General features: G+C 58.0%; 27 protein-coding genes. 25 read left to right on the top strand and 2 right to left on the bottom strand.

Going from position 1 to position 23,680, the window contains the following annotated elements:
- Window positions 1–26 precede the first annotated feature (26 nt).
- The 18 genes from D7024_RS00505 to D7024_RS00585 all read left to right on the top strand — a co-directional run bounded on the left by D7024_RS00505 (window position 27) and on the right by D7024_RS00585 (window position 17,085).
- A complete protein-coding gene (locus D7024_RS00505; protein WP_121450072.1) occupies window positions 27–590 on the top strand; it encodes a CBS domain-containing protein in 564 nt (187 codons plus the stop codon).
- A 253-nt stretch (window positions 591–843) separates the two neighbouring features.
- Window positions 844–2,163, top strand: a complete 1,320-nt coding sequence (locus D7024_RS00510) for a sulfite exporter TauE/SafE family protein (RefSeq protein WP_121450073.1) — start codon at window positions 844–846, stop codon at window positions 2,161–2,163.
- A gap of 32 nt (window positions 2,164–2,195) precedes the next feature.
- Window positions 2,196–2,903 (top strand): hypothetical protein, encoded by a 708-nt coding sequence (locus tag D7024_RS00515; protein ID WP_121450074.1) that lies wholly within the window; start codon window positions 2,196–2,198, stop codon window positions 2,901–2,903.
- 373 nt (window positions 2,904–3,276) lie between these two features.
- Window positions 3,277–3,450 (top strand): hypothetical protein, encoded by a 174-nt coding sequence (locus tag D7024_RS14630; RefSeq protein ID WP_013824456.1) that lies wholly within the window; start codon window positions 3,277–3,279, stop codon window positions 3,448–3,450.
- Window positions 3,451–3,740: 290 nt separating this feature from the next.
- Window positions 3,741–4,163 carry a YwiB family protein gene (locus tag D7024_RS00520; protein ID WP_072870618.1) on the top strand — a complete coding sequence of 141 codons (423 nt, stop codon included), beginning with the start codon at window positions 3,741–3,743 and terminating at the stop codon, window positions 4,161–4,163.
- 10 nt (window positions 4,164–4,173) lie between these two features.
- Window positions 4,174–5,850: an arginine--tRNA ligase gene (argS, locus tag D7024_RS00525; protein ID WP_121450075.1), complete on the top strand. Its 1,677-nt coding sequence runs from the start codon at window positions 4,174–4,176 to the stop codon at window positions 5,848–5,850.
- A 34-nt stretch (window positions 5,851–5,884) separates the two neighbouring features.
- A complete protein-coding gene (locus D7024_RS00530) occupies window positions 5,885–6,049 on the top strand; it encodes a XapX domain-containing protein (protein ID WP_341466928.1) in 165 nt (54 codons plus the stop codon).
- 365 nt (window positions 6,050–6,414) lie between these two features.
- Complete coding sequence (gene pyrG / locus D7024_RS00535) at window positions 6,415–8,025, top strand: CTP synthase (protein ID WP_121450076.1); 1,611 nt, start codon at window positions 6,415–6,417, stop codon at window positions 8,023–8,025.
- 56 nt (window positions 8,026–8,081) lie between these two features.
- Entirely contained in the window at window positions 8,082–9,050 is a 969-nt protein-coding gene (sppA, locus tag D7024_RS00540; protein WP_121450077.1) for a signal peptide peptidase SppA, read from the top strand.
- 9 nt (window positions 9,051–9,059) lie between these two features.
- On the top strand, window positions 9,060–9,809 hold the full coding sequence (locus D7024_RS00545; protein ID WP_121450078.1) for a Yip1 family protein: 750 nt from the start codon (window positions 9,060–9,062) through the stop codon (window positions 9,807–9,809).
- Window positions 9,810–9,912: 103 nt separating this feature from the next.
- Window positions 9,913–10,320 carry a response regulator gene (locus D7024_RS00550; protein WP_121450079.1) on the top strand — a complete coding sequence of 136 codons (408 nt, stop codon included), beginning with the start codon at window positions 9,913–9,915 and terminating at the stop codon, window positions 10,318–10,320.
- Window positions 10,321–10,373: 53 nt separating this feature from the next.
- Window positions 10,374–11,021, top strand: a complete 648-nt coding sequence (locus tag D7024_RS00555; RefSeq protein WP_125185594.1) for a hypothetical protein — start codon at window positions 10,374–10,376, stop codon at window positions 11,019–11,021.
- Between the two features lie 108 nt (window positions 11,022–11,129).
- On the top strand, window positions 11,130–11,990 hold the full coding sequence (locus D7024_RS00560) for a class II fructose-1,6-bisphosphate aldolase (RefSeq protein ID WP_121452395.1): 861 nt from the start codon (window positions 11,130–11,132) through the stop codon (window positions 11,988–11,990).
- A gap of 37 nt (window positions 11,991–12,027) precedes the next feature.
- Window positions 12,028–12,675, top strand: a complete 648-nt coding sequence (fsa, locus tag D7024_RS00565; RefSeq protein ID WP_121450081.1) for a fructose-6-phosphate aldolase — start codon at window positions 12,028–12,030, stop codon at window positions 12,673–12,675.
- 6 nt (window positions 12,676–12,681) lie between these two features.
- Complete coding sequence (locus D7024_RS00570; protein WP_121450082.1) at window positions 12,682–13,137, top strand: DUF2062 domain-containing protein; 456 nt, start codon at window positions 12,682–12,684, stop codon at window positions 13,135–13,137.
- Window positions 13,138–13,381: 244 nt separating this feature from the next.
- Window positions 13,382–14,668, top strand: coding sequence for a transcription termination factor Rho (gene rho, locus D7024_RS00575; RefSeq protein ID WP_435374051.1), 1,287 nt, complete (start codon window positions 13,382–13,384; stop codon window positions 14,666–14,668).
- 137 nt (window positions 14,669–14,805) lie between these two features.
- Window positions 14,806–15,708 carry a peptidoglycan DD-metalloendopeptidase family protein gene (locus D7024_RS00580; RefSeq protein WP_121450084.1) on the top strand — a complete coding sequence of 301 codons (903 nt, stop codon included), beginning with the start codon at window positions 14,806–14,808 and terminating at the stop codon, window positions 15,706–15,708.
- A 132-nt stretch (window positions 15,709–15,840) separates the two neighbouring features.
- Entirely contained in the window at window positions 15,841–17,085 is a 1,245-nt protein-coding gene (locus D7024_RS00585; protein WP_121450085.1) for a radical SAM family protein, read from the top strand.
- On the opposite strand, the gene D7024_RS00590 is transcribed toward D7024_RS00585, so the two are convergent.
- Window positions 17,069–17,326 carry a GGDEF domain-containing protein gene (locus D7024_RS00590; protein WP_121450086.1) on the bottom strand — a complete coding sequence of 86 codons (258 nt, stop codon included), beginning with the start codon at window positions 17,324–17,326 and terminating at the stop codon, window positions 17,069–17,071. The genes D7024_RS00585 and D7024_RS00590 overlap by 17 nt on opposite strands.
- A gap of 96 nt (window positions 17,327–17,422) precedes the next feature.
- Between D7024_RS00590 and rpmE the strand changes: the two genes are divergently transcribed.
- The 4 genes from rpmE to prmC all read left to right on the top strand — a co-directional run bounded on the left by rpmE (window position 17,423) and on the right by prmC (window position 20,615).
- A complete protein-coding gene (gene rpmE, locus D7024_RS00595) occupies window positions 17,423–17,623 on the top strand; it encodes a 50S ribosomal protein L31 (RefSeq protein ID WP_121450087.1) in 201 nt (66 codons plus the stop codon).
- A 130-nt stretch (window positions 17,624–17,753) separates the two neighbouring features.
- Window positions 17,754–18,659, top strand: coding sequence for a DUF1385 domain-containing protein (locus tag D7024_RS00600; protein WP_165859215.1), 906 nt, complete (start codon window positions 17,754–17,756; stop codon window positions 18,657–18,659).
- Entirely contained in the window at window positions 18,622–19,695 is a 1,074-nt protein-coding gene (prfA, locus tag D7024_RS00605; protein ID WP_121450089.1) for a peptide chain release factor 1, read from the top strand. The genes D7024_RS00600 and prfA overlap by 38 nt, the downstream gene beginning before the upstream one ends.
- 17 nt (window positions 19,696–19,712) lie before the next feature.
- Window positions 19,713–20,615, top strand: coding sequence for a peptide chain release factor N(5)-glutamine methyltransferase (prmC, locus tag D7024_RS00610; RefSeq protein WP_121450090.1), 903 nt, complete (start codon window positions 19,713–19,715; stop codon window positions 20,613–20,615).
- On the opposite strand, the gene D7024_RS00615 is transcribed toward prmC, so the two are convergent.
- Entirely contained in the window at window positions 20,590–21,273 is a 684-nt protein-coding gene (locus tag D7024_RS00615) for a nickel/cobalt transporter (RefSeq protein WP_121452396.1), read from the bottom strand. The two genes, prmC and D7024_RS00615, sit on opposite strands and share 26 nt — an antisense overlap.
- A 171-nt stretch (window positions 21,274–21,444) precedes the next feature.
- Between D7024_RS00615 and D7024_RS00620 the strand changes: the two genes are divergently transcribed.
- The 3 genes from D7024_RS00620 (at window position 21,445) to D7024_RS00630 (ending at window position 23,664) form a co-directional block, all read left to right on the top strand.
- Complete coding sequence (locus tag D7024_RS00620; RefSeq protein WP_121450091.1) at window positions 21,445–21,870, top strand: Fur family transcriptional regulator; 426 nt, start codon at window positions 21,445–21,447, stop codon at window positions 21,868–21,870.
- Window positions 21,871–21,940: 70 nt separating this feature from the next.
- Window positions 21,941–22,897 carry a metal ABC transporter substrate-binding protein gene (locus D7024_RS00625; protein ID WP_121450092.1) on the top strand — a complete coding sequence of 319 codons (957 nt, stop codon included), beginning with the start codon at window positions 21,941–21,943 and terminating at the stop codon, window positions 22,895–22,897.
- On the top strand, window positions 22,894–23,664 hold the full coding sequence (locus D7024_RS00630; protein ID WP_121450093.1) for a metal ABC transporter ATP-binding protein: 771 nt from the start codon (window positions 22,894–22,896) through the stop codon (window positions 23,662–23,664). The genes D7024_RS00625 and D7024_RS00630 overlap by 4 nt, the downstream gene beginning before the upstream one ends.
- Window positions 23,665–23,680: the final 16 nt, after the last annotated feature.

Genomic DNA, 23,680 nt, shown 5'->3' on the forward strand with positions numbered 1-23,680 from the left:
ACTCCCCGACGGGAGGAGGTGGACCCATGGAAAAAAGGGTTGGGGACATCATGGTGCCCATCATGGAATTTGCCACAGTGCCCGGTGAATCAACGGCTAAAGACGCGGTGGCCGCCCTCAAATCCCGCCGGGGCTACCCGCTGGTGCTGGTCCTGGAAAATGACAGGGTGGCCGGGATGGTCGGGCTAAAGGAAATTCTCCGGGGGCTGGATCCCGTCATGTTCAGGAAAGCCACTTACGGCGGCTGGACCGTCAGCCCCGACTGGAGGGAGCCCGTATTGTTCACGGGTCACTTCCAGGAGCGTTGCGCGGCCCTGGCCGAACGACCGGTTAAAGAAATCATGGTGCCTCTGCCGCGCCGGTTAAAAGCTCAGGATAGCATCGTTAAAGCTGCCCACATCATTCTCAGCACCGGGCAGGAACCGGTACCCGTCTGGGAGGAAGACCGGCTGGTGGGTATGGTGGGCATGAAAGAGATTTTTGCCGAAATGGTGCGGGAGCTGGACAGTGCGGGCGGTGGTTCGCGAAGTAAAGTGATCTTTGCAGATCAATTCCGCCGGAAGGCCAGGGTCACTACCACAACGGGGTAGTGACAAAAAATTACCCAAGATAGTGAAACATTTCACAAGCTCAAAGGGCGGAAATGTCTAAGCTCTCAGGCTTATATCTTTGGAAGTTGTCACTACGGTTTGTAGTGATAAAAAGACAAGGGGGTGAGAGGGCCGGCGCGGCGAGAAGGGCAAAGGAACCGGCCGGGCCGGAAGAATCAAAAAAGAACTGGCAAGGCTGAATGTAGTGGTTAAAACGCTGGTTTGGGGGAACTAACTTAAGGAGGTATCATCAATGAGTATTTTAAGAAGGGTTGCCGGGGGCGGTCTGGCTGCCGGTGAATTCCTGACCGCCCTGTCCAGGAAGCAGGCCCAGTGGGAACTGGAAATGAGCCGGGTCATCCTGGGTCAACGCTGGAAGCTTCTGCTGATAGCCATGTTTCCCGTCCTTTTAGGCCTGGGGATGGAGGTGGCTGTGGCGGCCGGCCTGCCCGAGCACATCGGCGGGCACAAGGCCTACATGCCCAGCTTCGCCACCACCGAGATGTTTATTGGCTCGGTCTTTGTAGGCGTCATGGCCGGGTTGATTACCGGCGTGATTGGTGCGGGCGGCGGCTACGTCCTTACCCCGGCGCTGATGAGCATCGGCGTGAAGGGGATTATGGCCGTGGGCACCGACCAGTTCCACCTCTTTGCCAAAGCAATCATGGGTACGGTCATCCACCGCAAGATGGGTAACGTGAACTTCTGGATTGCCGTGTGGTTTGTCCTGGGTTCGGTAACCGGTGCGTCCGTGGGCGGCGTGCTGAACAGGGCCATCTACCAGAAAAGCCCCGCTTTGAGCGATGCCTTCATCAGTGCGGTATACGTGTTCATGCTGGGCATTCTGGGCTTCTACGCCCTGGCCGACTGGCTCCGCATGCGTAAAGGTACTGCCGGCGGTGCCAGGACATCCGGTACCGACACCACGACCAATTTTGCCCGCTGGCTGCAGTCCCTTCCCTTAAAGCCCCGGGTGAAATTCGACGAGCACATTGTCCCCGGCGGCCGGAGCATCGCCGTGTATCCTATTATCATCTGCGGCTTCATCGTTGGCTTTGTTGCCGCCATCATGGGCGTGGGCGGCGGTTTCCTGACCTTCCCCATGATGGTTTACGGCCTGGGCGTATCCACCTTTACCACCGTGGGTACCGACATCCTGCAGATCATCTTTACCACCGGCTACTCCTCCATTACCCAGTATGCCATTTACGGCTACGTATTCTACACCGTGGCCATGGGCATGCTCCTGGGATCCCTCGTAGGCGTGCAGATGGGTGCCCTGGTGACCAGGATGGTGAAGGGGATTACTATCAGAGCCTTCTACGCCCTGACCATCCTGGCCGGTTTTGTGAACCGGATCTGCGCCCTGCCGGGCAAGCTGAACGAGGTCGGTTGGATCAGCATGAACAAGGCCACGGCGGCCATGATCAACAGTGTGGGTACGGTGATCTTCTTTGCCCTGGTAGGCATCTTCTCGGTGTGGATCCTGGCCGTGTTCTTCAAGGGCGCCGGCAAGATCCGGGAAGCCGAGCGGCAGGCTCTCACGGCCGGCGGTACGGGCGTGGGGCACTAAGGTAGTCTGCAAAAAAGGGGGTGTATTCCGGTATGATTATGCGGAAAAGGGAATTTTTTATCGGAATGGTGCTGCTCATTTCCTTCTTCGTGGTTCTGGCAGTATTGATGAGCCCGGTAATGAACGGCAAAACGGTCATCGGCTATGCCGACGACCTGTTTAACGAGTTAACCAAGGGTTCAACCTACTACATTCCCGGTATCATGAGCAAGGCGAAAAAGTTTGAAGGGCAAAGTTTCCAGGTAACCCTGGATGCCGGAGATAAAGAAGAAGCAGAGAAAATGACGGGGCTCTTTACCGCCGCCGGTGCCACAGTGGTGGCACAGGGGCAAAAACTAATGGTCAGCGGGGATCTGGGTAAGGTAGCCAGCGCGGCGCTGACCGATGCGGATGCGGAGTTTAATAACAAAGGCGATCAGATCAAAAGTCGTTACGGCCTGGAGTCGCGGGAAGCGATCTATTACTGGTGGAACCTATTCAACGCCCTCCAGAAGCAGTACAAATTGGAAGCCCGCGCCAGCGAGATGTCCTTCGCGGGATCGGTGATGACCAAGGCCCTGGAGCCCGCATATAACTTCGAAGGGATCCAGGCGGCCAGAGTAGCCGATAAAGCAGGCATGACCACCTTCATGCTCGCCTTTTACGTCATCTATACCATGTGGTACGGCTTTGCCATGATGTTCATCTTCGAGGGCCTGGGCATTTCGGCCTCCGCCCACGGGGAAAAGGCAGAGGCCTGATGCCCGGCTCCGGGAGGTCCGCCGGGTCGACGGCTATACGTGCCCGCGGGCGTTAAGTGAAATAAGAGCTTCAACAGGCGGTGCCTTTAACGGCGCCGCTTTGTTTTTATGATTCGGCAGGTCGGCCGTACAGAGTTTTTATGCCATATTCAGTTGCTTCGGGGTGAAAATCTTTTGTGCTTGTGAATCCTATCTTTTTGTCACCTGCCTATTGATTTCTGAAAATTTAGGACTATAATAAAATCAACAGGGTGGTTATGTGGAGCTTGTTAAAATTCGTACATATTGTCACTACGTATAAACCTTAGTTTTGTCACCACAACTCTTTGGCCGGAAAAAGCCCCACTTTAATTTTCGAATGGGGGTGTAAAAAATGAACAAAGGTCAATCACCGTCTTTAAGGGAGGAACCCCGGTGGCTTGAAAACCTGGGCCTGGCGGTAGACATCCTGGGAGTGGGCACCATTATCAACCTGACCGCTTTGCTGGTGGTAAAAGTGTTTATGAATGACTTTTACAACAGCGTGGTAACCTTTCTCTTCCGCTAAAAGGGAGAGAGAGGTGTTGACCCATAATCACGCGTATCTCACAGTTTGTCGGCAAAACAGACATCAGCAGGAGCCTTTTTTGTTTTGCTCCAAAAAATTGTAAAGAAAGCGTGCGGGCAGGAGCCGTTGAGGCCCTGCTTTTTGTTTTGCGCCGGCCGTCCTGAAGCGGCCAAATTTTCAGCTGGAAAAAATAAATACCCTCTTTTTGGCCGGCGGAAAACAGGATATAATATTTAAAATTTTAGTTAAGATGCCCTTGCCCGGCTCTTAAGGTGAAAGGATGATTGGTATTGCGCAAAGAGGTGCTGGTAACCATCCGTGGAACGCAGACCAATGACCTGGGGGAGCGGGAAACCATCGAACTGGTAACGAAAGCCAATTATTATCAGAAAAACAGTTCTTTTTACATCGTTTACAATGAGTCTGAAATTTCCGGCCTGGCCGGAACCACTACCTCTCTAAAGGCTGAACCCAGCCGGGTTACCTTAAACCGCATGGGTACGGCCGAAGTAAAGCAGGTTTTTGAAGAAGGAATTCACCATGAAACCAGTTACATGACGCCTTACGGGTCCATGTGGATCCGGGTTCTGCCCTGGAAAGTAGAGGTGGACTTGACAGAGGTGGGCGGAAGTATTAATCTGGAATACGAGTTGGAATTATGCCGGCAAAGGATCGGTTACAACGAATTATCCATTACCGTGCAGGAGGTTTAGTTTCTAAAAGATGAAGGGTCTAGTCCAGGAAGTACGGGAACACCTGGCCGGTGCTCTGGAAAGGGCACTGGCTTCTGCTGTAAGCAGGGGTTTGTTGCCCGCGGTCACTCCCCCGCCATTTGTTGTGGAGGTGCCCCGGGAAAAGGAACACGGAGATTTTGCCACCAATCTGGCCATGCTCCTGGCCAGGCCGGCCCGTCTTGCGCCCCGCAAGATTGCCGAGGCCCTGGTGGCCCATTTAGACCTGACCGGGATTTCGGTAGAAAAGGTGGAAGTGGCCGGACCCGGTTTTATTAATTTCTACCTGGCTCCCCAGTGGGTGCTGGCCGAGCTGCCCCGCATTATTGCGGCGGATCACGACTACGGGCGGGTGAATCTGGGCAACGGTGCCCGGGTGCAGGTGGAATTTGTCAGCGCCAACCCCACCGGCCTTTTGCACATGGGCAACGCCCGGGGAGCGGCCCTGGGGGACAGCATTGCCGCCATTTTAGATTTTGCCGGTTACCGGGTCACCCGGGAATACTACATCAATGATGCCGGCAACCAGATCGAAAACTTCGGGCGGTCCCTGGAGGCCCGCTACTTCCAGCTACTCGGCCGGCCGGCTCAAGTGCCCGAGGAGGGCTACCACGGGGAAGATATTATCGACACGGTAAGGAGCTTTGTGGAGCGTTTCGGCGATCAATACCTGCACGCTCCGGAGGAAGAGAGGCGCCGGGTTCTGGTGGATTACGCCTTGAAAGAGAAGCTGGCCGCCATCAAGAAAGCCCTGGAGGATTTTGGCGTCCATTATGACGTGTGGTTTTCCGAGAAGAGCCTGCATGAATCGGGGGCGGTACAGGAGGCCATCGATATCCTGCGCCGCCGGGGGTACCTCTACGAATATGAAGGGGCACTCTGGTTTAAAGCGACGGAGTTCGGGGTGGAAAAGGACGAGGTGCTGGTGCGCAGCAACGGTGTGCCCACCTACTTTGCGGCGGATATCGCCTACCACCTGGACAAATTCCGCCGCGGCTTTGACCGTGTCATTAACATCTGGGGGGCGGACCACCACGGCCACGTGGCCCGGATGAAGGGGGCCGTGGCCGCCCTGGGCTACAACCCCGATGCCCTGGAAATTGTGATCATGCAGCTGGTGCGCCTGTACCGGGGCGGCGAACTCGTGCGCATGAGCAAGCGCTCCGGCCAGTTTGTCACCCTGGAGGAACTGGTGGAAGAGGTCGGCAGGGATGCGGCCCGCTACTTCTTTGTACTGCGCAGCGCAGACAGCCACCTGGATTTTGACCTGGACCTGGCCCGGGCGCAGACCAACGAGAACCCGGTCTATTACATCCAGTACGCCCACGCCCGCATCTGCAGCATTTTGCGCCAGCTGGACCGGGAAGCCTCTTTACCGGAGCAGGTGGATCTGGGGCTTTTAAAGGAAGAGGCGGAACTGGCCCTGGCCCGCAGGCTGGCCGATTTCCCCGAGGAAGTGGCCCTGGGAGCAAAGGATCTGGCCCCCCACCGTATGGCCCGCTACCTGCATGAAGTGGCGGGACTGCTGCACAGCTTCTACAACAGCCACCGGGTGATTACCGGGGACGAGGCCTTGACCGCCGCGCGGCTGGTGCTGGTGGACGCCACCCGCATCGTCCTGCGGAACGGTCTGCGCCTGCTGGGTCTCTCCGCCCCGGAGCGGATGTGATTGTAGATAGTCTGTTTGGGGGGAGTGTGCCTCTTTGTTGAAGGAACCTGTTCTGGCATTGATCACGGGTTTTGTGGCCGGTGTGGCCTTTGCCTGGTTAAAACTACCCGTACCTGCACCTCCTACCCTGGCGGGGGTCATGGGGGTGGTGGGCCTTTTCCTGGGCTACCTTGTGGTGGCCCGCCTGGTGAACCGTTAGATCTGAAGTATCACCAGTTTTTTAAAGCCCCTGTTTTGACTCGGTAGCGAGCGACTTGAGCCGAGCGGCCAGCCAAACTTGGCGAGGCGAAAAGCGAAGGCAGGCCCGAGGGCATGGATGCCCGAGGCCGGCAACTGAGGCAGGATGCCGAATTTGCCGGGAAGCCTGCCGGAGCTTTGAGTCGAGCGCTAGTTTGGCCCGCGAGGCTCACCGGAGCGAGCGAGAGCCAAAACAGGGTAGTTGGAATGTGGGGATAACTCAGCCGTTAGATCTGTTGACATGTCCTCTTGCCACGGCTAGAATAGGATAGGTATTATATACCGATGTCGTAAAAAATACAGCAGTAATGTTGACAGGAGGCTATCATGGCCAAATTTATTTTTGTCACCGGTGGAGTAGTATCATCGTTGGGCAAGGGTATTACTGCCGCTTCCCTGGGCCGCCTGTTGAAAAGCCGCGGCCTGAAGGTGGCCATTCAAAAACTGGACCCTTATATCAATATTGATCCCGGCACCATGAGCCCCTACCAGCACGGGGAGGTTTTCGTTACCGAGGACGGCGCGGAAACCGACCTGGACCTGGGACATTATGAACGCTTCATCGACAGCAACTTGAGCCGCAGCAGCAACGTAACCACCGGGGGTATCTACTGGTCGGTGATCACCAAGGAGCGCCGGGGCGACTACCTGGGCGCCACCGTACAGGTAATTCCCCATATCACCAACGAGATCAAGGAAAGGATTCTGCGGGTTGCCGACGAATCCAATCCCGATGTGGTCATTACGGAAATTGGGGGCACCGTGGGCGATATCGAGTCCCTTCCCTTTCTGGAAGCCATCCGCCAGCTGCGCACCGACCTGGGCCGGGAGAACGTCATGTACATCCACGTCACCCTGGTGCCTTATCTCAGAGTAGCCAACGAATTAAAAACAAAACCCACCCAGCACAGCGTGAAGGAGCTCCGCAGCATCGGCATTCAACCCGACGTGATTATCTGCCGTACGGAGCGCCCCCTTTCCCGGGAAATGGAGGAAAAAATAGCCCTCTTTTGTGACATCGATCCCCGGGCGGTAATCCAGGCAGTAGATGCCCCCTCCATCTATGAGGTACCCTTGATGCTGGAAAGGGAGGGTCTGGGGGAAATAACGGTACAGCGCCTGGGCCTGGAATGTCATCCTCCCGAACTGACCGAATGGGAAGATATGGTCAACCGCATGAAAAACCTGCGGGAGAAAGTTGCCATCGGCCTGGTGGGCAAGTACGTCTCCCTGCCCGACGCCTATTTCAGCGTGGCCGAAGCCCTGCGCCATGCCGGGCTCTACCATGGTGCTGCGGTGGACATTCGCTGGATCAATTCCGAGGAACTGGAATGCAAGCCGGCCGGAGATTATCTCCATGATGTGGATGGGGTGCTGGTTCCCGGGGGATTCGGTGACCGGGGCATCGAGGGAAAAATCAACGCCATCAAATTTGCCCGGGAGAAGAAAATCCCCTTTTTGGGCATTTGCCTGGGGATGCAGCTGGCAGTGGTGGAATATGCCCGCCACGTCTTAAATTGGCCCAGGGCCAACAGCTCCGAATTTGATCCCCGCACCCCGTACCCGGTTATCGACCTGTTGCCGGAACAAAAGGAGCTGGACCGCCTGGGCGGCACCATGCGTTTGGGTCGTTATCCCTGCCGCCTGGTACCCGGAACCCTGGCCCACAGGGCCTACGGGGAAGAAATTATTTACGAAAGGCATCGCCATCGCTACGAACTGAACAACACCTACCGGGATGAACTGTCCCGGGGAGGGCTGGTCTTTAGCGGTACGCGCCCGGACGGCTACCTGGTGGAAATTGTCGAACTGCCGGGGCATCCCTGGTTTTTGGGCACGCAGTTTCATCCCGAGTTTAAATCCAGGCCCAACCGGCCCCATCCCCTTTTCCGGGACTTTGTCGGTGCTTCCCTGGCTTACAGGGGAAACCGTGCTTAACCCTGCATGGGTTCAACCGGCCGGGTAAAGAATAGGCCTGTGGGAGGTTTTCTGGTGTGAAGAGAAGGCTCGTGGCTGCCGTGGTGTGTATGGCGGTGTTGCTTTCCCTGGGTGCAGGGCTGGTAAGCGTGCTTTCCCGTCCGGCCAAGGGAATAAAAGTTCCCCGGGGTACCGGTGCGGTGGCCATAATTCCCATTACCGGCACCATTGTCAGCGGCCGGGTTAACCCGGGGCTCTTTAGCTCGGGGACCGGTTCGGAAGAGGTGATAGAGCGGCTGCGCCGGGCGGCGCAGGACCCGGCGGTTAAGGCTGTGGTGCTGCGGTTAAACAGCCCGGGGGGCACCGCTGCAGGCGCCCAGGAGATTGCCGCGGAAGTGGATAACCTGCGCCAGAGCGGCAAGAAAGTGGTGGCCTCCATGGGGGATGCCGCGGCCTCCGGGGCTTACTGGATTGCCAGCCGGGCAGATAAAATTGTGGCCAATCCCGGCACCCTTACCGGCAGCATTGGTGTAATCATGCAGACCCAGGACCTGCGGGGTTTGTACAACAAGCTGGGTATCAATACCCGCACCTTCAAAAGCGGCCCCTACAAAGACATGGGCTCGCCAAGCCGGCCGGTAACCCCCGAGGAACAGGACATCTTTCAGGGTATGGTTGATGACATTTACGACCAGTTTCTGCGTGCCGTATCTGAAGGCAGGAAGATGGAGCTGGACCGGGTGAGAAAACTGGCCGACGGGCGGGTCTATACCGGGCGGCAGGCTCAAAAACTGGGGCTCGTGGATGAGCTGGGCAACCTGGGGGATGCCGTGCGCCTGGCCGGCCGTCTGGCCGGGTTGGGTCCCAACCCCGTGACCACCGAGCTGGGTCCCCGCGGTTTTTGGTCCGAAATCCTGTCCGGGACGCTTTTCCCCAAAGGGTTTGGCAGCGCTTTTCCGGACAATAAAACAGCCATCTGGCTGATCTGTCCCCCCTGCCTCCCCCCTGGTTCGGGGGACGATACGCTACGCTTTCCCGGTTCATAAGGGGACATTTTGAAAACGGAGGTGGTCCAGGTGGAAGAACGCACCCAGACTCCCGGCGGGGTCTTCCCCCCCGGTGAAGATGTTCATGGCGTCCCGGCGGAAAATACGCCTCCCCCGGAGCCCCCGATGGGCTTTCTGGATATCATTTACGGGGTCTTCTTTGACCCCCGGGCTACTTTCCGGCGGCTGGCCGCCCGCCCGCCCCTTGGCCTGGCGGTTTTGATCTTTACCCTGGTCAACCTGGCTGGCGCCCTTATGGGAGCCCTGGTGGGGTACCGCCTGACCCTGCCGCCCGGCCATCCATCCATGGGTATGAACTGGCTTGCACCGGCAGCTCCCCTCGTGGCGGCGGCAGGCCTGGTTTTTCAGTATGTGAAGTGGGTGGTGGTGAGCGCCCTCCTGCACCTCACCGCCGGCTTGCTGGGCGGACGGGGCAAGGCCTCTGGAATCTTAACCGTAACAGCCCTGGCGGCATTGCCGGCACTGGCCATGATACCCGTTGATTTGTTGCTCCTGCTGCTTGATACCCGGGGAATGCCCTTAACCATGGTCACAGCGATTCTAGGACTGGCTGTTTTTATCTGGGGTGTGGTGCTGGTAGTCCTGGGGTTGATGGAAGTATATCATTTCACGGCGAGCCGCGCTTTGCTTACGGTGCTGCTGCCACCGGCCATCATTATCCTTTCAAGCATTATTTTACTGGTGCTTTTTGCCGCGGGCCTTTCTGCCCTGTTTCCACTGAACGGCGCACCCTGGTAAAAAATTTTTCCCGGGAGAAGGGATTTTTTACCCCCTGCCGAAACATTCTTTAACGCATTACACCGTCAGGGTGAAACCAGTTTCAGGCAAGGGGGGTAAGAGGTTGACGAGTTGCAGGTATCACCTGTTGGTAGTGGATGACCAGGCCGGAGTGCGCCGGATGCTCCTGGAGGCTTTCAGCGATGACGGATATGAAGTGGAGCTGGCCGTTTCTGGACCTGAGGCACTCAAGAAGCTGAGGAATGGTGGTATAGACCTGGTGCTGCTGGACATGAAGATGCCCGGAATGAGTGGACTGGACACCCTGCGGGAAACTCGCAAGCTGAATCCGGATATACCGGTGATTATGATGACCGCGTATGGGGAGCTTGAACTGCTTGGTGAAGCCAAAAAGCTAGGGGTACGGCATTATGTGAGCAAGCCCTTTGATCTCCAGGAAGTGCGTTATCTTGTCCGGGCTCTTTTGGCCGACAGGCGTCCAGCCAGGAGATACCTGGGGGTAATTGGCTGAAGGGAGTCAGGCAAAAAGTTTTTTAAAGGTTGCCGCGTGGGGGTTTGGTTTACGTGGTCGTCAATACCGGGACAACCCTGGTGATGCGTTGTCCGGAATGCGGCAGGTTGGAGCGCCACAGGATTTCCCGTTTTGCCCTGGTGGGCGGTCGTTCCTCACTGCAGATCAACTGTTCCTGTGGAGCCCTTAAGTTGTTACTCACTTCCCGGGACAAGAAAGTGAACCTGCAAGTCCCCTGTGTGGTTTGCGGTGCAAAGCACGCCCGTTTGGTTAGCGCCCGCACTCTGTGGTCCAGCGGGAGCATCGAGTTGTTTTGCCAGACCACCGGCCTGGAGCTGGGGCACCTGGGGGCGGAGGAGCAGGTGCGCGACCAGGCCCGACTGGATGAAGCCCTGGATGGGCTGGATTTTATGGCAGATAACTTTTTCCATAACCGGGAAGTGATGTATGCGATTTTGAACCACGTGAACGATCTGGGTAAAGCCGGGAGGCTTTACTGCGAGTGTGGAAGTCATCGCATTGAAATGGATATCTTCCCCGATCGCCTGGAACTGCACTGTAGCCGTTGTGACAACCTTTACATAGTTTATGCGGAAACCAGAGAAGATCTCGATGCCGTAGGGCGTATCTGGAAAATAAAGCTGGCCCGGCATACTTTCACCCGTTTAGGGCAAACCAGGGAAACGCCGCCGCAACCGTGATTGGTAGCATTGTCCCTGCCGTAGCGAAGGCAAGGTGTGCGGTAACGGCGACCTGTACTAAAAATTTTTCCCCGGGGGATAATGGGAAAAAAGAAGGGCGGGAATGAAATGTCCCTTGTTCCAGTAAGTGTGCTGCTTAAGACGGCCGAGGTGGAAGGGTATGCCGTGGGAGCCTTTAACTGTAATAACCTGGAAATAGTGCAGGCCATCGTGGCTGCAGCAGAGGCGGAAAATGCGCCGGTGATTATGCAGGCCAGTCAGGGGGCTATTAAGTATGCTGGCGTTGACTATATTGCAGCCATGGCACGGGTGGCCGCCCGCGGCGCCAGGGTACCGGTAGCCCTCCACCTGGACCATGGTACCAGCTTTGACCAGGTTATGCGCTGCATGGTGGCCGGTTTTTCCTCGGTAATGATCGACGGTTCCCACCTGCCCCTGGAGCAAAATATTGCCCTTACCCGCCAGGTGGTGGCGGCGGCCAGACCGGTGGGAGTTTCCGTGGAGGCCGAGCTGGGCAGGATTGGCGGCGTGGAGGACGACATTGTGGTCACCGGCCGGGAGGCCTTTTTTACCGACCCGGACGAAGCCCGCTATTTTGTAGAACAGACGGGTGTAGATTCCCTGGCGGTGGCCGTCGGCACAGCCCATGGCCGTTACAAAGGAGAGCCCAGGCTGGACTTTGAGCGCCTGACCAGGATTAAAGAGCTGGTGCACATTCCCCTGGTATTGCACGGGGCTTCCGGCGTGCCCGACGAGGCCATACGGGAAGCCATCCGCCGGGGAGTGCGCAAGGTGAACATTGATACCAATATCCGGGAAGCCTTTGTGGGGGCGGTCCGCCGCAAGCTCGACGAAAATCCGCAGGAAATCGACCCCCGCAAGATCCTGGGGCCGGCCCGGGAAGCGGCCATTGAGGTAATCCGGGAGAAAATGCGGGTCTTTGGCTGCTCCGGGAAGGCCAGGGGATAAATATTAAACGGCAGCCAGCATTCAAGGAGGATTTTCCATGCAACTTTTTCTTGACACAGCCAACGTGGAAGAGATCAAAAAAGCCTACGCCCTGGGGGTAATCAGTGGCGTAACCACCAACCCGTCCTTGATTGCCAGGGAAGGCCGGGATTTTGCCGAAGTGGTGCGGGAAATCACCGCTATTGTGGACGGGCCGATCAGCGCCGAAGCGGTGAGCACCGAAGCGGAAGGCATGATTGCAGAGGCGGAGGAACTGGCGGCCATTCATCCCAACATCGTGGTCAAAATCCCCATGACCGGAGAAGGGCTCAAGGCGGTGAAGTTCCTTTCGACCAAGGGGATCAAAACCAACGTCACACTGGTTTTTTCGGCCAACCAGGCTCTTTTGGCCGCCCTGGCCGGGGCCACATATGTCAGCCCCTTTGTAGGCCGGCTGGATGATATCGGTCACGACGGACTGGAACTGATCCAGGACATCATGGCCATTTACAGCAATTACGATATCCCGACCAAAGTTATTGCGGCCAGTATTCGCCACCCGGTGCATGTGACCATGGCGGCCCGGGCCGGTGCGGACATCGCCACCGTGCCTTATAAAGTGCTCATGCAAATGCTCAAGCACCCCTTGACCGACATAGGTATTGAAAGGTTCCTGGCCGACTGGGCCACGGTTCCCAAGAAATAAGAAACCATGCTCATAGTGCGCGTCAAGGAAAAGCTTTCGGGTTGGAAAAACTACCTGGCAGAAAAATATCATCAAGTAATGGACATTCCCGACGCCCCGCACAAAATTGCCCACGGGGTCGCCCTGGGTACGGCTCTGGACTTTTTTCCCATTCCCCTGATCAGCATCCCCGTGGCTTACCTGCTGGCCCGGTCCTTAAGGGTAAACGCCATTGCCGCCGCCCTTTCGGCCACCTTTTTTAAGTGTGCCGTACCCTTTTTTTACGCGTTGAATTACCTGGTGGGCGGCACTGTCATTGGGGACATCCCGGCGGTTGGTGCCGGGGGGTCCCTTTCCACCCTCAAACAAATGGGATACCCCTTTTTTATTGGTGCAGCTATAGACGCTGCCCTCGCGTGGATCTTGATTTACTTCCCCGTGCGCCGTCTGCTGGAAGTACGGCGGGCCAAAAAACGTTCTTGAGCACGTCCCTCCCCTCCTGTGGAACCCCGGCCAGCAGGGAAAGCCAGCCGGGCAGGTTTCCCCTTAACTCACCTTATACATTATACATTATACATTTATACAAGCCCCTTTTTAAAATTATGTCCTACAACTGGTCAGGCGTGGATCTTCCTCCGTCACGGCAGACGTTTCTGGGCCGCTCCTTAGTCAGCTATTGGAAAGGAAAGGATGCAGTGTGAATTATTCGGAACTAGAAGGTAAAACCATGCAGGAGCTGTACAAAATAGCCCGGGAGCTGGAGCTTACCGGGTATTCCCGCCTGCGCAAGCGGGAGCTGATCTTTGAAATCATCAAAGCCCAGACGGAAAAAAACGGGCTCATCTACGCCCAGGGGGTGCTGGAGATACTCCCCGACGGCTACGGGTTCCTGCGACCCTTCCAGTACCTGCCCAGCCACGATGATATCTACGTGTCTTCCTCCCAGATCCGCCGGTTTGACCTGCGCACCGGCGACCTGGTGGCCGGCCAGGTGCGCGGGCCCAAGGAAAACGAGCGCTACTATGCCCTTTTGCGTGTGGAACAGGTTAACGGCGTTGATCCGGAGAAAGCCGCCGAGAGATTGCATTTCGACGGCCTCACCCCTCTCTACCCCCAGGAGCGGATCCGCCTGGAGACCCAGGCTGACAAGATTGCCACCAGGATTATCGACCTGGTTGCCCCCATCGGCAAAGGACAGCGGGGTTTGATTGTCGCGCCGCCCAAGGCGGGCAAAACCATGCTCTTAAAGGAAATTGCCAACAGTATTACCCAAAATCATCCTGAAATTTACCTTATCGTGCTCCTCATTGACGAACGGCCGGAGGAAGTTACCGATATCGAACGCTCGGTGGACGGGGAAGTAGTGAGTTCCACCTTTGACGAGCCGCCGGAAAACCATGTGAAAGTAGCGGAAATGGTGCTGGAACGGGCCAAGCGCCTTGTGGAACACAAGCAGGATGTGGTGATCTTGCTGGACAGCATCACCCGGCTGGCCCGGGCGCACAACCTGGTGATCCCCCCCAGCGGGCGTACCCTGTCCGGGGGTGTCGACCCGGCCGCGTTGCACAAGCCAAAACGTTTCTTCGGTGCTGCCCGCAACCTGGAGGAAGGGGGCAGCCTGACCATCCTGGCCACCGCCCTCATTGAGACGGGCAGCCGGATGGATGACGTAATCTTTGAAGAGTTCAAGGGCACGGGCAATATGGAGCTGATTTTGGACCGCCGCCTGGCGGAACGGCGCTTGTTCCCGGCCATTGACGTGCAACGCTCCGGCACGCGCAAGGAAGAACTGCTGTTGTCCCGGGATGAGCTGGAGTGGATCTGGTTTTTCCGCAAGGCTACCGTGGGTATGGCCCCCTGGGAGGCCATGGAGATGCTCGTGGAGCGCATGAAAAAAAACAAAACCAACGAAGAGCTCCTGCGTCTCTTCCGCACTGCCCGCAAGAGCGGTCCCGTGGTTCCCCCGGACAGACCCCCCGATGTGCGCCGGGACATTGCCTCCGAAGGCCAGTGACAGTTCGTGTAATGTGCTCCCCCGCCATGTATAAAACGGCCCGCTTTTGGGCAATCCTCTTTTTTAGACTGCCTGAAAGAAATGGCGGGGATTTTCATTCCCCCGCCCTTTTAAGCAGCTAAAGGAGAGGACTGTACATGGGCAAGTTAGTTAAAAAGCGTCTGCACAAATTAACCATATTGCTGGTGACCGGGGCCGTCCTGGCGGTGTGCCTGCTGCCCGGGAGGGAGCCTCTTTTTGCCGCACCCGACGAGGCCATTCTCACCGGCGTGTCCTACGGCAACCTCCCCCGGGTGGAAACAGGTCCGCCGCCCGGTGACCGGCACGTGTACCGGGTGCGGCCCGGGGACACCCTGGAGGATATAGCCGGCCGTTTTGGCCTGCCGGTAACCGCCCTGCAGGAAGCAAACGGCATCCGGGACGCCAACCTGATCGTGGAGGGACAGGTACTGCAAATTCCCGCCGGGGTACTCACACATACGGTATTACCCGGCGAAACTCTTTCGGATATTGCCCGGCGCTACCAGGTGCCCGTGTCCCGGCTGGTGGCCGTCAACGATTTGCCGAATCCGGATACGCTGTTTCCGGGACAGCAGGTGACCATCCCGGCCAGGTACGGGGGCAACTTGACAGCAGAAGCCATTATGGCCGCCCTGCCGGTAGATCAACTGGCCTGGCCCGTGGTGGGTTGGGTAAGCTCCCCCTTTGGCTGGCGGGACGGCCGGCCCCATGAGGGGGTGGACATTGCCGCCGGGGAGGGCGAACCCATCCGGGCGGTGCGTTCCGGCCGGGTGACCTTTGCCGGCCCCCGGGGTACCTACGGTAACACGGTCATTATTGATCACGGCGACGGCCTGGAAACCCTTTACGCCCACGCCCTTCAGGTGCTGGTGGAGCCGGGGCAGTGGGTGGACGCCGGGGAGATTATTGCCCTGGTGGGCAGCACCGGACGTTCCACCGGTCCCCACCTGCACCTGGAAGTGCGCTTAAACGGCATACCCTACGACCCCCTGTTGTGTCTCACCCGCACCAGGGTGTAAAGGCCCGCGAACAAAGCGGGCCTTTTGCGTGCAAAAATGGGTATGTACCGGGGCTTTATCATTGACGGTCCCCGGCTCCGTTGCTTATAATGGGGGAGTAGTTTTGGGATTGTATATTACGGGGGTTTAGTTGTGTATCGTCTGGTTTATGCCGATGCCGGGGGGCGTTTTTACGATCACCCTAAAATAGCTGCAGTTGGACGGACCGGGGACCGGTTTGTGGAAATAACCCCTTCCGATATGATGCCCCTGCCCCGGGGGGCTTCCCTGGTGCTCATTCCGGCCGGGAGCCCGGTGGGGCTCGACCGGCGGGGTAATTTTGTTCTGGTGGAAGAGGTGGAGGGGGCTCCCGTCTTTGCCGTGGCCGCCCTTTTACCCCAGGGCTACACCCGCACCCTTTTACCGGCCTACCGCCGGCCGGCAGGGGAAAAACCCCTGCCCCTTTTTGGCTATGCAGCGGTGGCCTGGTATAAGGATGGGTTGTGGGTGGCCGCGCGGCAAACAGATAACCCCCATCGTTGGGACCCCCGGCATTATAACACCCCGGAGCTGGCGCAGTTGATTTCCGGGCGCCTGGACCGCCACCCCGGGAATCCCATCCTGGCCCAGCTGGCCCGTTGCGCCCGGGACTACTCCTGTTTTACCGCCCAGAATATTTTTTGCCGCCGCTGGGAGGGAGGAGTACCCGTTTCCCCCCGTTGCAATGCCGGCTGCCTGGGGTGTATCTCCAGGCAGCCGGCCGAATGCTGTCCCTCTCCGCAGGAGCGCATTTCATCCGTTCCCCCGGTGGAAGCGGTGGTGGAGGTAATGGAGGAGCACTTAAGGAGCGCCCCCGGGGCTATCATAAGCTTCGGTCAGGGATGCGAGGGAGAACCGCTCCTGGCTGCCGGTACCATTGCCGCCGCCATTTCCCGGGTGCGGCGGCTGGTATCCCGGGGGACTATCAATATAAACACCAATGCCGGGCATACTGCTGGCATGGAAAAAATCATCGCCAGTGGGGTTGACTCCATAAGGGTGAGTTTAATCAGCGCCAGACCTGATATTTATCGCGCCTACCACCGGCCCCATAATTACGATCTCCATGATGTGCGCCGCTCCATCGTGCTGGCCCGGCAGGCGGGGGTGTTTGTTTCCCTGAACCTCCTGGTTCTGCCCGGCCTGACCGACCGCGAGGAAGAGATGAAAAGCCTCCTGGCCTTTATCCAGGAGACCGGGGTTCAGATGGTACAATTGCGCAATTTGAACATCGACCCGGACTACCTCTTCGGCCGCCTGCCCCCGGCCCGGGGAGAACTGGCCGGTATAGGAGAGTTCATTGGCCGGTTGAAGAAAGTTCCGGGTCTTCTGGTTGGGAATTTTACCCGGGAAGTATAGCCGTGGCGTACCTGTTTTTACCACTCTTCTTAGCCCGGTACATGGCCCGGTCGGCGGCCAGGATCAAACCTTCAGCGTCCCGGGCGTGATCCGGGTAAACCGCTACCCCCAGGCTGATGGTCAGCCGTCCCTCCGTCTGCTTTTCGCCGTGGGGGAAGGAGTGTTTTTCCACCTTCTGGCGCAGCTTTTCCGCCACGGTAACCGCCCCGGCCAGGGTGACAATATCACAGTCCGACGACATACAATACTGACAAATCTTGCTCCTTATTATTCCCTATGTTATAATGATTAAGTATGCGATTAAGATGCAATGAGGTTTTAAGTGAGGTGATTTCCAGTGAAGGAAGGCATCCACCCCAAATACGGGCCGGCGAGGGTAATTTGCGTCTGCGGCAACATCTTTGAAACCGGTTCGACCAAAAAGGAGCTCAAGGTAGAAATTTGTTCCAAATGCCACCCCTTCTTTACCGGTTCCCAGCGGACTGTTGAGACCAGGGGAAGGGCGGACCGGTTCCGCAAAAAATACGGCTTAAAGTAGGGTAGCAGAGCGGGGGCTCTGCTATTTGCTTGGAGATGCCGCCCGTAAAAGTAAAGATCTTTTGACTTTTTTCGCGGCGGGTATGCGCCGCACCGGGCGGTTTCGCCTCCAGTGAGCGTAAGGGGAGAGTATGATGGGCGATTTTCAATACGGCGGGCAGGCCGTTATTGAGGGAGTAATGATGCGGGGACCGGCATTAAGGGCCGTGGCGGTGCGGCGGCCAGATGCCACCGTTGTTCTGGATACCAGGCCCGTGGGTTCCCTGGCTGCCCGGTTCCCCGTGCTGAAATGGCCCCTCGTCAGGGGAGTGGTGGTATTGATTGAATCCCTGGTCATGGGCCTGGAGGCCCTCTCCTTTTCGGCCAACCAGGCCGTGGGGGAGGAGGAGGAACTGAGCACCCGGGACATTGTTTTAACCCTGACAGTGGCCCTGGCTCTGGGGATATTTTTGTTCGTGATCCTGCCCGCCGGTCTCGCTCATTTCCTGGCCGGCTTTGTGCGGGGGGTTCTGGTCCAGAATTTTGTCGAAGGAGTAATTCGTTTGGGCGTCTTTCTCCTTTATGTGGCCTCAATTGGGATGCTGCCCGATATCCGGCGGGTCTTTCAGTACCACGGGGCTGAACACAAGGTGATCAATGCCTATGAGGCCGGCGAGGAGCTTACCGTGCCCAATGTACAGCGCTACTCCACCTTTCACCCCCGTTGCGGCACCAGTTTTATCCTCATAGTGCTGGTGGTAAGCATTTTTCTTTTCTCCCTGCTGGGTGAGCAGGTACTCTGGTGGAGGATTACCTCCCGCATTTTGTTGTTGCCCGTACTGGCGGGAGTTTCCTATGAACTGTTAAAGCTTTCGGCCAGGTATCCCGATTTCTTCCTGTGCCGGCTTTTCATCGTTCCCGGCCGGTGGCTGCAGAGCCTGACCACCCGGGAGCCCGATAATGACCAGGTGGAAGTGGCCATCTCCGCCCTGGGAGCGGTGCTAGGAGGTGATGCAAGGCATGCTCGACAAACTGGACAGCCTGGAGCAGCGCTATGAGGAATTGAGCAACTTGATTGCCGACCCGGAAGTAATTAACGACCGGGCGCGCTGGCAGCAATATGTCAAGGCCCATGCGGAACTGGAAGAGATAGTCGGCGTGTACCGTGAGTATAAAAAGGTGTGCCGGGACATCCAGGAAGCAAAGGAACTCTTGAGGGAAAAGCTGGAGCCGGATTTCCGGGAGCTGGTGGAGACGGAGCTTGAGGCGCAGGAGGAGAAGAAAGAGGAACTGGAGCACAAATTAAAAGTGCTGCTGCTGCCCAGGGACCCCAATGATGAGAAGAACGTCATTATGGAAATACGCGCCGGTACCGGGGGGGAGGAGGCGGCCCTTTTTGCCGCCGACCTGTTTCGCATGTACACCCGGTATGCCGAGCGCCAGGGCTGGAAAATTGATTTGATGAATACCAGCTACACCGATCTGGGCGGTATCAAGGAAGTCATCTTTCTCATCGAGGGCAAGGGGGCTTACAGCAAGTTGAAGTTTGAAAGCGGCGTGCACCGGGTGCAGCGGGTGCCCACCACCGAGTCGGGGGGGCGCATCCATACTTCTGCCGCGACGGTGGCCGTCCTGCCGGAAGCTGAGGAAGTGGATGTGGAGATCAACCCCAACGACCTGCGCATAGATGTCTTTTGTTCCACCGGGCCGGGTGGCCAGTCGGTGAACACAACCCAGTCCGCGGTGCGCATTACCCACCTGCCCACGGGAATCGTGGTCTCCTGCCAGGATGAAAAAAGCCAGCACAAAAACAAGGAAAAGGCCATGCGGGTCCTGCGGGCCCGTTTGCTGGACCGGTTGCAGGAGGAGCAACAGCAAAAAATTGCCTCCGCCCGCCGCTCCATGGTCGGTACCGGGGACCGCAGCGAGCGGATCCGCACTTATAACTTTCCGCAAAACCGCGTCACCGACCACCGCATCGGTTTAACCATCCACCGCCTTGAGGAAGTGCTCATGGGCGAGCTGGATGAAATTATCGACGCCCTGGTCACCACGGATCAGGCCCGGCGCCTGCAGCAGGTGGATAACGCATAAATCGAGGGGAGTTTTTTATGGATATTGCCACCGCCCTGGCCTTGGCCAGGGCTTTCCTGCACCAGAAGGGCATTGACGCCGCACCCCTGGAGGCGGAGGTGCTCTTAGCCCATGTTACCGGCACGGACCGGGTGGGTTTATACCGGGATGCCAACCGCCCCCTCACCGTGGAGGAGGAAGGGAAATTCCAGGAGCTGCTGCAAAGACGCGCCGCCGGGGAACCGGTGGCCTACCTGACGGGTTGCCGGGAGTTTATGGGGCTTTCCTTTCGGGTTACCCGGGATGTGCTCATTCCCCGTCCGGAAACGGAGCTTTTGGTGGAGGTGGCCCTCGAGCTGTTGACCGGCGGGGCGGTGCCGGATGAAGAGCGGCTTTTACTGGCTGATGTGGGCACGGGGAGCGGAGCCATTGCCGTCAGCCTGGCCCACTACCTGGGTAAGGGTACCATCTATGCCACCGACATTTCCCCGGCGGCCCTGGCGGTGGCCGCCGAAAACGCCCGGCGGCACCGGGTAGCTGGCCGTATCATCTTTTTGGCCGGGGACTTGCTGTCCCCGCTGCAAAAAGTCCTTCCACCCGGCAGCCTGTCCCTGGTGGCCGCCAACCTGCCCTATATACCCTCTGACGAAATCAAAAAGCTGATGCCAGATGTGGCCCGCCATGAGCCGCACCTGGCTTTAGACGGCGGCCGTGACGGCCTGGAGCTCTACCGGCGCCTGGTTCCCCAGGCCCGGGAGCTGCTGGCGCCGGGAGGGTACCTGCTCATGGAGATCGACCCCTCCCAGGCTCCCCTCATGTCCCGGCTGCTTCCGGAAGGCGCCTGGCGCTACCGGGTGCGGCGGGACCTGGCCGGCCGGGAGCGGCTGGTGGTAGCACAAAAGAAGGCCGCCGGCCCTATGGAAAGGCCGTCCACGCGGTGAGTACACCAATGAAAACGATTAGCACGCCGCTGGTCACCGTGAGCCAGCGCCAGCTGCGCTGCCCCAGCATGTTCTGAGCCAGGTTGGAAAGCTTCACGAAAAGCAGTCCCACACCCACCAGGGCCAGTGCCCCTCCCAGCCCAAAGGCCAGGACAAGGCTTAACCCCGCCAGGGGGGTGCCGCTGCCGATGGAGAGCAGCATTACCGTCAAAGCCCCCGGACAGGGGACCAGACCGTTTGTGACTCCCACCAGTAACAGCCCCCAGCGGTCCCGGCGTACTCCGGCTCCCACCGGCAGGTATCCCGGCCGGCCGCAGTGGGGGCAGCAGCCACCCCGAGTAAAAAGCAGCCGCAGGCCGATAAAAGCAATGAGCACGCCCGAGATCAGCTGCAGCCACACTTCCAGTTCCTGCCGGGGCATTCCCGCCGTCGCCACGGTGAGCCAGGTGACCCAGCGGGCGCCCATGGCCAGGACCAGCACCACCAGGGTATGGGTGACCGCCGTGATCAGCCCCAATAGCAGTGCATCTACAGCCCGTCCCCGGGAAAGAACCAGGTAGGTCCCCATAATGCCCTTACCGTGTCCCGGTTCCAGGGCATGCAGGAGGCCCAGGCCAAAGGCCGATAAATGGGTAACACCAAAAGTCAAGCCCCTCACCCCGACCGCAAGAATTCCCCGTTTATGCCGCTTATACAACTGCCACAGGACACTACAGCATATTCCCCGGATACCATTTTTTAGAACAGCGGTTCTTGACAAAAGACAGGTTATTTGATTAAATAATAAAAACTAGTACATTGGAATGATTCTGATCTGGGAGGCATACCTATGAAACTGGAGGATGCGCTGCTCAAGCTCAGGGAACAGGGTGTGCGCCTGACACCCCAGCGTCAGGAGGTGTTGCGCGTTTTAATTGAGGATGCAGATAAGGAAGAACACTTCAGCGCCGAGGAAATCTGGCGCCGGGTTCAGAGGCGCTACGCCAGTGTCAGCTTTGACACCATTTACCGCACCCTGCGCCTTTTAACCCGCTGCGGCCTGGCCAGTGAACTGGATTTCTCTGACGGCTGCCGGCGCTTTGAGTTTGCCGGCAATGGGCACCACCACCATCTGGTTTGCCTGAAATGCGGCCGGGCTGAGGAACTGCCCTTATGCCCGGAGGAGTGCCTGGCCCGGGTGCAGGTAGAAAGACCCGGGTTTAAAGTTACCGGCCATGCGTTTGAAATCTACGGATATTGCCAGAGATGTCAGTAAATACTAACCAGAATTAATCATACGGTCGGAGGGAAGTTTATCCGTAATGATCTCCGGGGGGGTTGGGTACTTGAAACCAAAGGGGCCTTTTTTGCTTCTTGCGGGCTTGTTATTACTCATCCTATCCGCTTGCAGCACCACTGCCGCCTCCGGCCCGCCGGGGGAGGAAAAAATAGCAGTGGTGACCACTGTCTATCCCCTTTACGATTTTGCCCGCCAGGTAGGAGGGGATAAGGTGGAGGTCACCAGGCTCTTGCCTGCCGGCGCGGAGCCCCACGACTGGGAACCGACGCCCAAAGATATGGTTACCCTTACCCGGGCAAAGGTTTTCATCTATAACGGCGCCGGCCTGGAACCCTGGGTCCAGCGGCAGCTGGGCATGCTTGCCGGAAAAGGGATAAAAGTGGTCGAGGCCAGCCGCGGCCTGGATCTTATTTCCGGCACCCCGGAGCACGGCCATGAACACCACAAGGGCGAGGAAAAGGCAGGGCCTGCCGGTGTGGATCCCCATGTCTGGCTGGATCCGGTGCTGGCACAGGAAATGGTGCGGCATATACGGGATGCCTTTATCGCCGTGGATCCAGACAACGCATCCTACTATAAATCCCGGGCCGAAGAGTATATGGCCAAACTCCAGGCTCTTGACCGGGAATACCGGGAAGCCGCGCAAAGCTTCAAGAGCCGGGAGTTCGTTACCTCCCACGCGGCCTTTGGCTATCTGGCCCGGCGTTACGGGCTGCAACAGGTTTCGGTGATGGGCCTTTCTCCCGAGAGCGAGCCCGATCCGGCCCGCATGCGCGAGATTGTGGCCTTTTGCCGGGAACACGGGGTGAAGTACATTTTCTTTGAAACCCTGGTTAGCTCTAAAATATCCGAAACCCTGGCTCAAGAGGTGGGGGCCCAAACGCTGGTGCTTAACCCCATTGAAGGCCTGACCCCGGAGGAAGAAAGCCGGGGAGAAAATTACCTTTCCATCATGAGGCAAAACCTGGCCAACTTAAAGATTGCCCTGGGGGGTAAATCATGAACCCTGTAGTGGAAGTAAAGGATCTTTCCTTCAGCTACGGTGAGGAAATGGTTCTCGAACATATTAACCTTACCGTGGCCAGGGGGGATTTTCTCGCCCTGATGGGCCCCAACGGTTCGGGCAAGACTACCCTGGTAAAGTTGATCCTGGGCTTGTTAAAGCCCCTTTCCGGGGAGGTCAGGCTTTTTGGCAGCCCCGTAAACCGCTTTCGCCAGTGGCACCGGGTTGGCTACGTGCCCCAGAAGGCCACCAGTTTTGATACCCGTTTTCCGGCCACGGTGGAAGAAGTGGTTCTTACCGGCCGTTTTGGCCTCCTGGGCCCGGGGCGCCGCCCGGGGAAGGACGACCGCCGGGCAGTGGAGGAAACCCTGGAACTGGTAGGGCTGGCCGGTGCCGGACACCGGACCGTTGGCAACCTTTCCGGCGGGCAACAGCAGCGGGTGTTTATTGCCCGGGCACTGGTGGGCAAGCCCGAATTGCTGGTGCTGGACGAACCGGTGGTGGGTTTGGACAGCCGGGCGCTTGATTCCTTTTATACTTTGCTGGAGCGCCTCAACCGGGATATGGGTATCACCCTGGTCACCGTGTCCCACGATACCGGCACCGTGGCCCGCCGGGTGGGCAAAGTGGCCTGCATCAACCGCTGCCTGATCTGCCACGGTGTCCCATCCCAGGTACTGACCACCGCCAACCTGACCCGTCTTTACGGGATACCGGTCCGGCGGGTAGTGCACGGCCACCAGACAACGCCGCACCTAAGAAGCTGACTCACAATAAAGAAGG

This window comes from Desulfofundulus salinus (assembly GCF_003627965.1).
GTDB lineage: Bacteria > Bacillota > Desulfotomaculia > Desulfotomaculales > Desulfovirgulaceae > Desulfofundulus > Desulfofundulus salinus.

Bases quoted from the DNA above. Each gene is read 5' to 3' on its own strand.
- D7024_RS00505 (WP_121450072.1), top strand. From the start codon at position 27: ATGGAAAAAAGGGTTGGGGACATCATGGTGCCCATCATGGAATTTGCC.
- D7024_RS00510 (WP_121450073.1), top strand. From the start codon at position 844: ATGAGTATTTTAAGAAGGGTTGCCGGGGGCGGTCTGGCTGCCGGTGAA.
- D7024_RS00515 (WP_121450074.1), top strand. From the start codon at position 2,196: ATGATTATGCGGAAAAGGGAATTTTTTATCGGAATGGTGCTGCTCATT.
- D7024_RS14630 (WP_013824456.1), top strand. From the start codon at position 3,277: ATGAACAAAGGTCAATCACCGTCTTTAAGGGAGGAACCCCGGTGGCTT.
- argS (WP_121450075.1), top strand. From the start codon at position 4,174: ATGAAGGGTCTAGTCCAGGAAGTACGGGAACACCTGGCCGGTGCTCTG.
- pyrG (WP_121450076.1), top strand. From the start codon at position 6,415: ATGGCCAAATTTATTTTTGTCACCGGTGGAGTAGTATCATCGTTGGGC.
- D7024_RS00560 (WP_121452395.1), top strand. From the start codon at position 11,130: ATGTCCCTTGTTCCAGTAAGTGTGCTGCTTAAGACGGCCGAGGTGGAA.
- fsa (WP_121450081.1), top strand. From the start codon at position 12,028: ATGCAACTTTTTCTTGACACAGCCAACGTGGAAGAGATCAAAAAAGCC.
- D7024_RS00570 (WP_121450082.1), top strand. From the start codon at position 12,682: ATGCTCATAGTGCGCGTCAAGGAAAAGCTTTCGGGTTGGAAAAACTAC.
- rho (WP_435374051.1), top strand. From the start codon at position 13,382: ATGCAGGAGCTGTACAAAATAGCCCGGGAGCTGGAGCTTACCGGGTAT.
- D7024_RS00580 (WP_121450084.1), top strand. From the start codon at position 14,806: ATGGGCAAGTTAGTTAAAAAGCGTCTGCACAAATTAACCATATTGCTG.
- D7024_RS00590 (WP_121450086.1), bottom strand. From the start codon at position 17,326: ATGTCGTCGGACTGTGATATTGTCACCCTGGCCGGGGCGGTTACCGTG.
- D7024_RS00600 (WP_165859215.1), top strand. From the start codon at position 17,754: ATGATGGGCGATTTTCAATACGGCGGGCAGGCCGTTATTGAGGGAGTA.
- prfA (WP_121450089.1), top strand. From the start codon at position 18,622: ATGCTCGACAAACTGGACAGCCTGGAGCAGCGCTATGAGGAATTGAGC.
- prmC (WP_121450090.1), top strand. From the start codon at position 19,713: ATGGATATTGCCACCGCCCTGGCCTTGGCCAGGGCTTTCCTGCACCAG.
- D7024_RS00620 (WP_121450091.1), top strand. From the start codon at position 21,445: ATGAAACTGGAGGATGCGCTGCTCAAGCTCAGGGAACAGGGTGTGCGC.
- D7024_RS00630 (WP_121450093.1), top strand. From the start codon at position 22,894: ATGAACCCTGTAGTGGAAGTAAAGGATCTTTCCTTCAGCTACGGTGAG.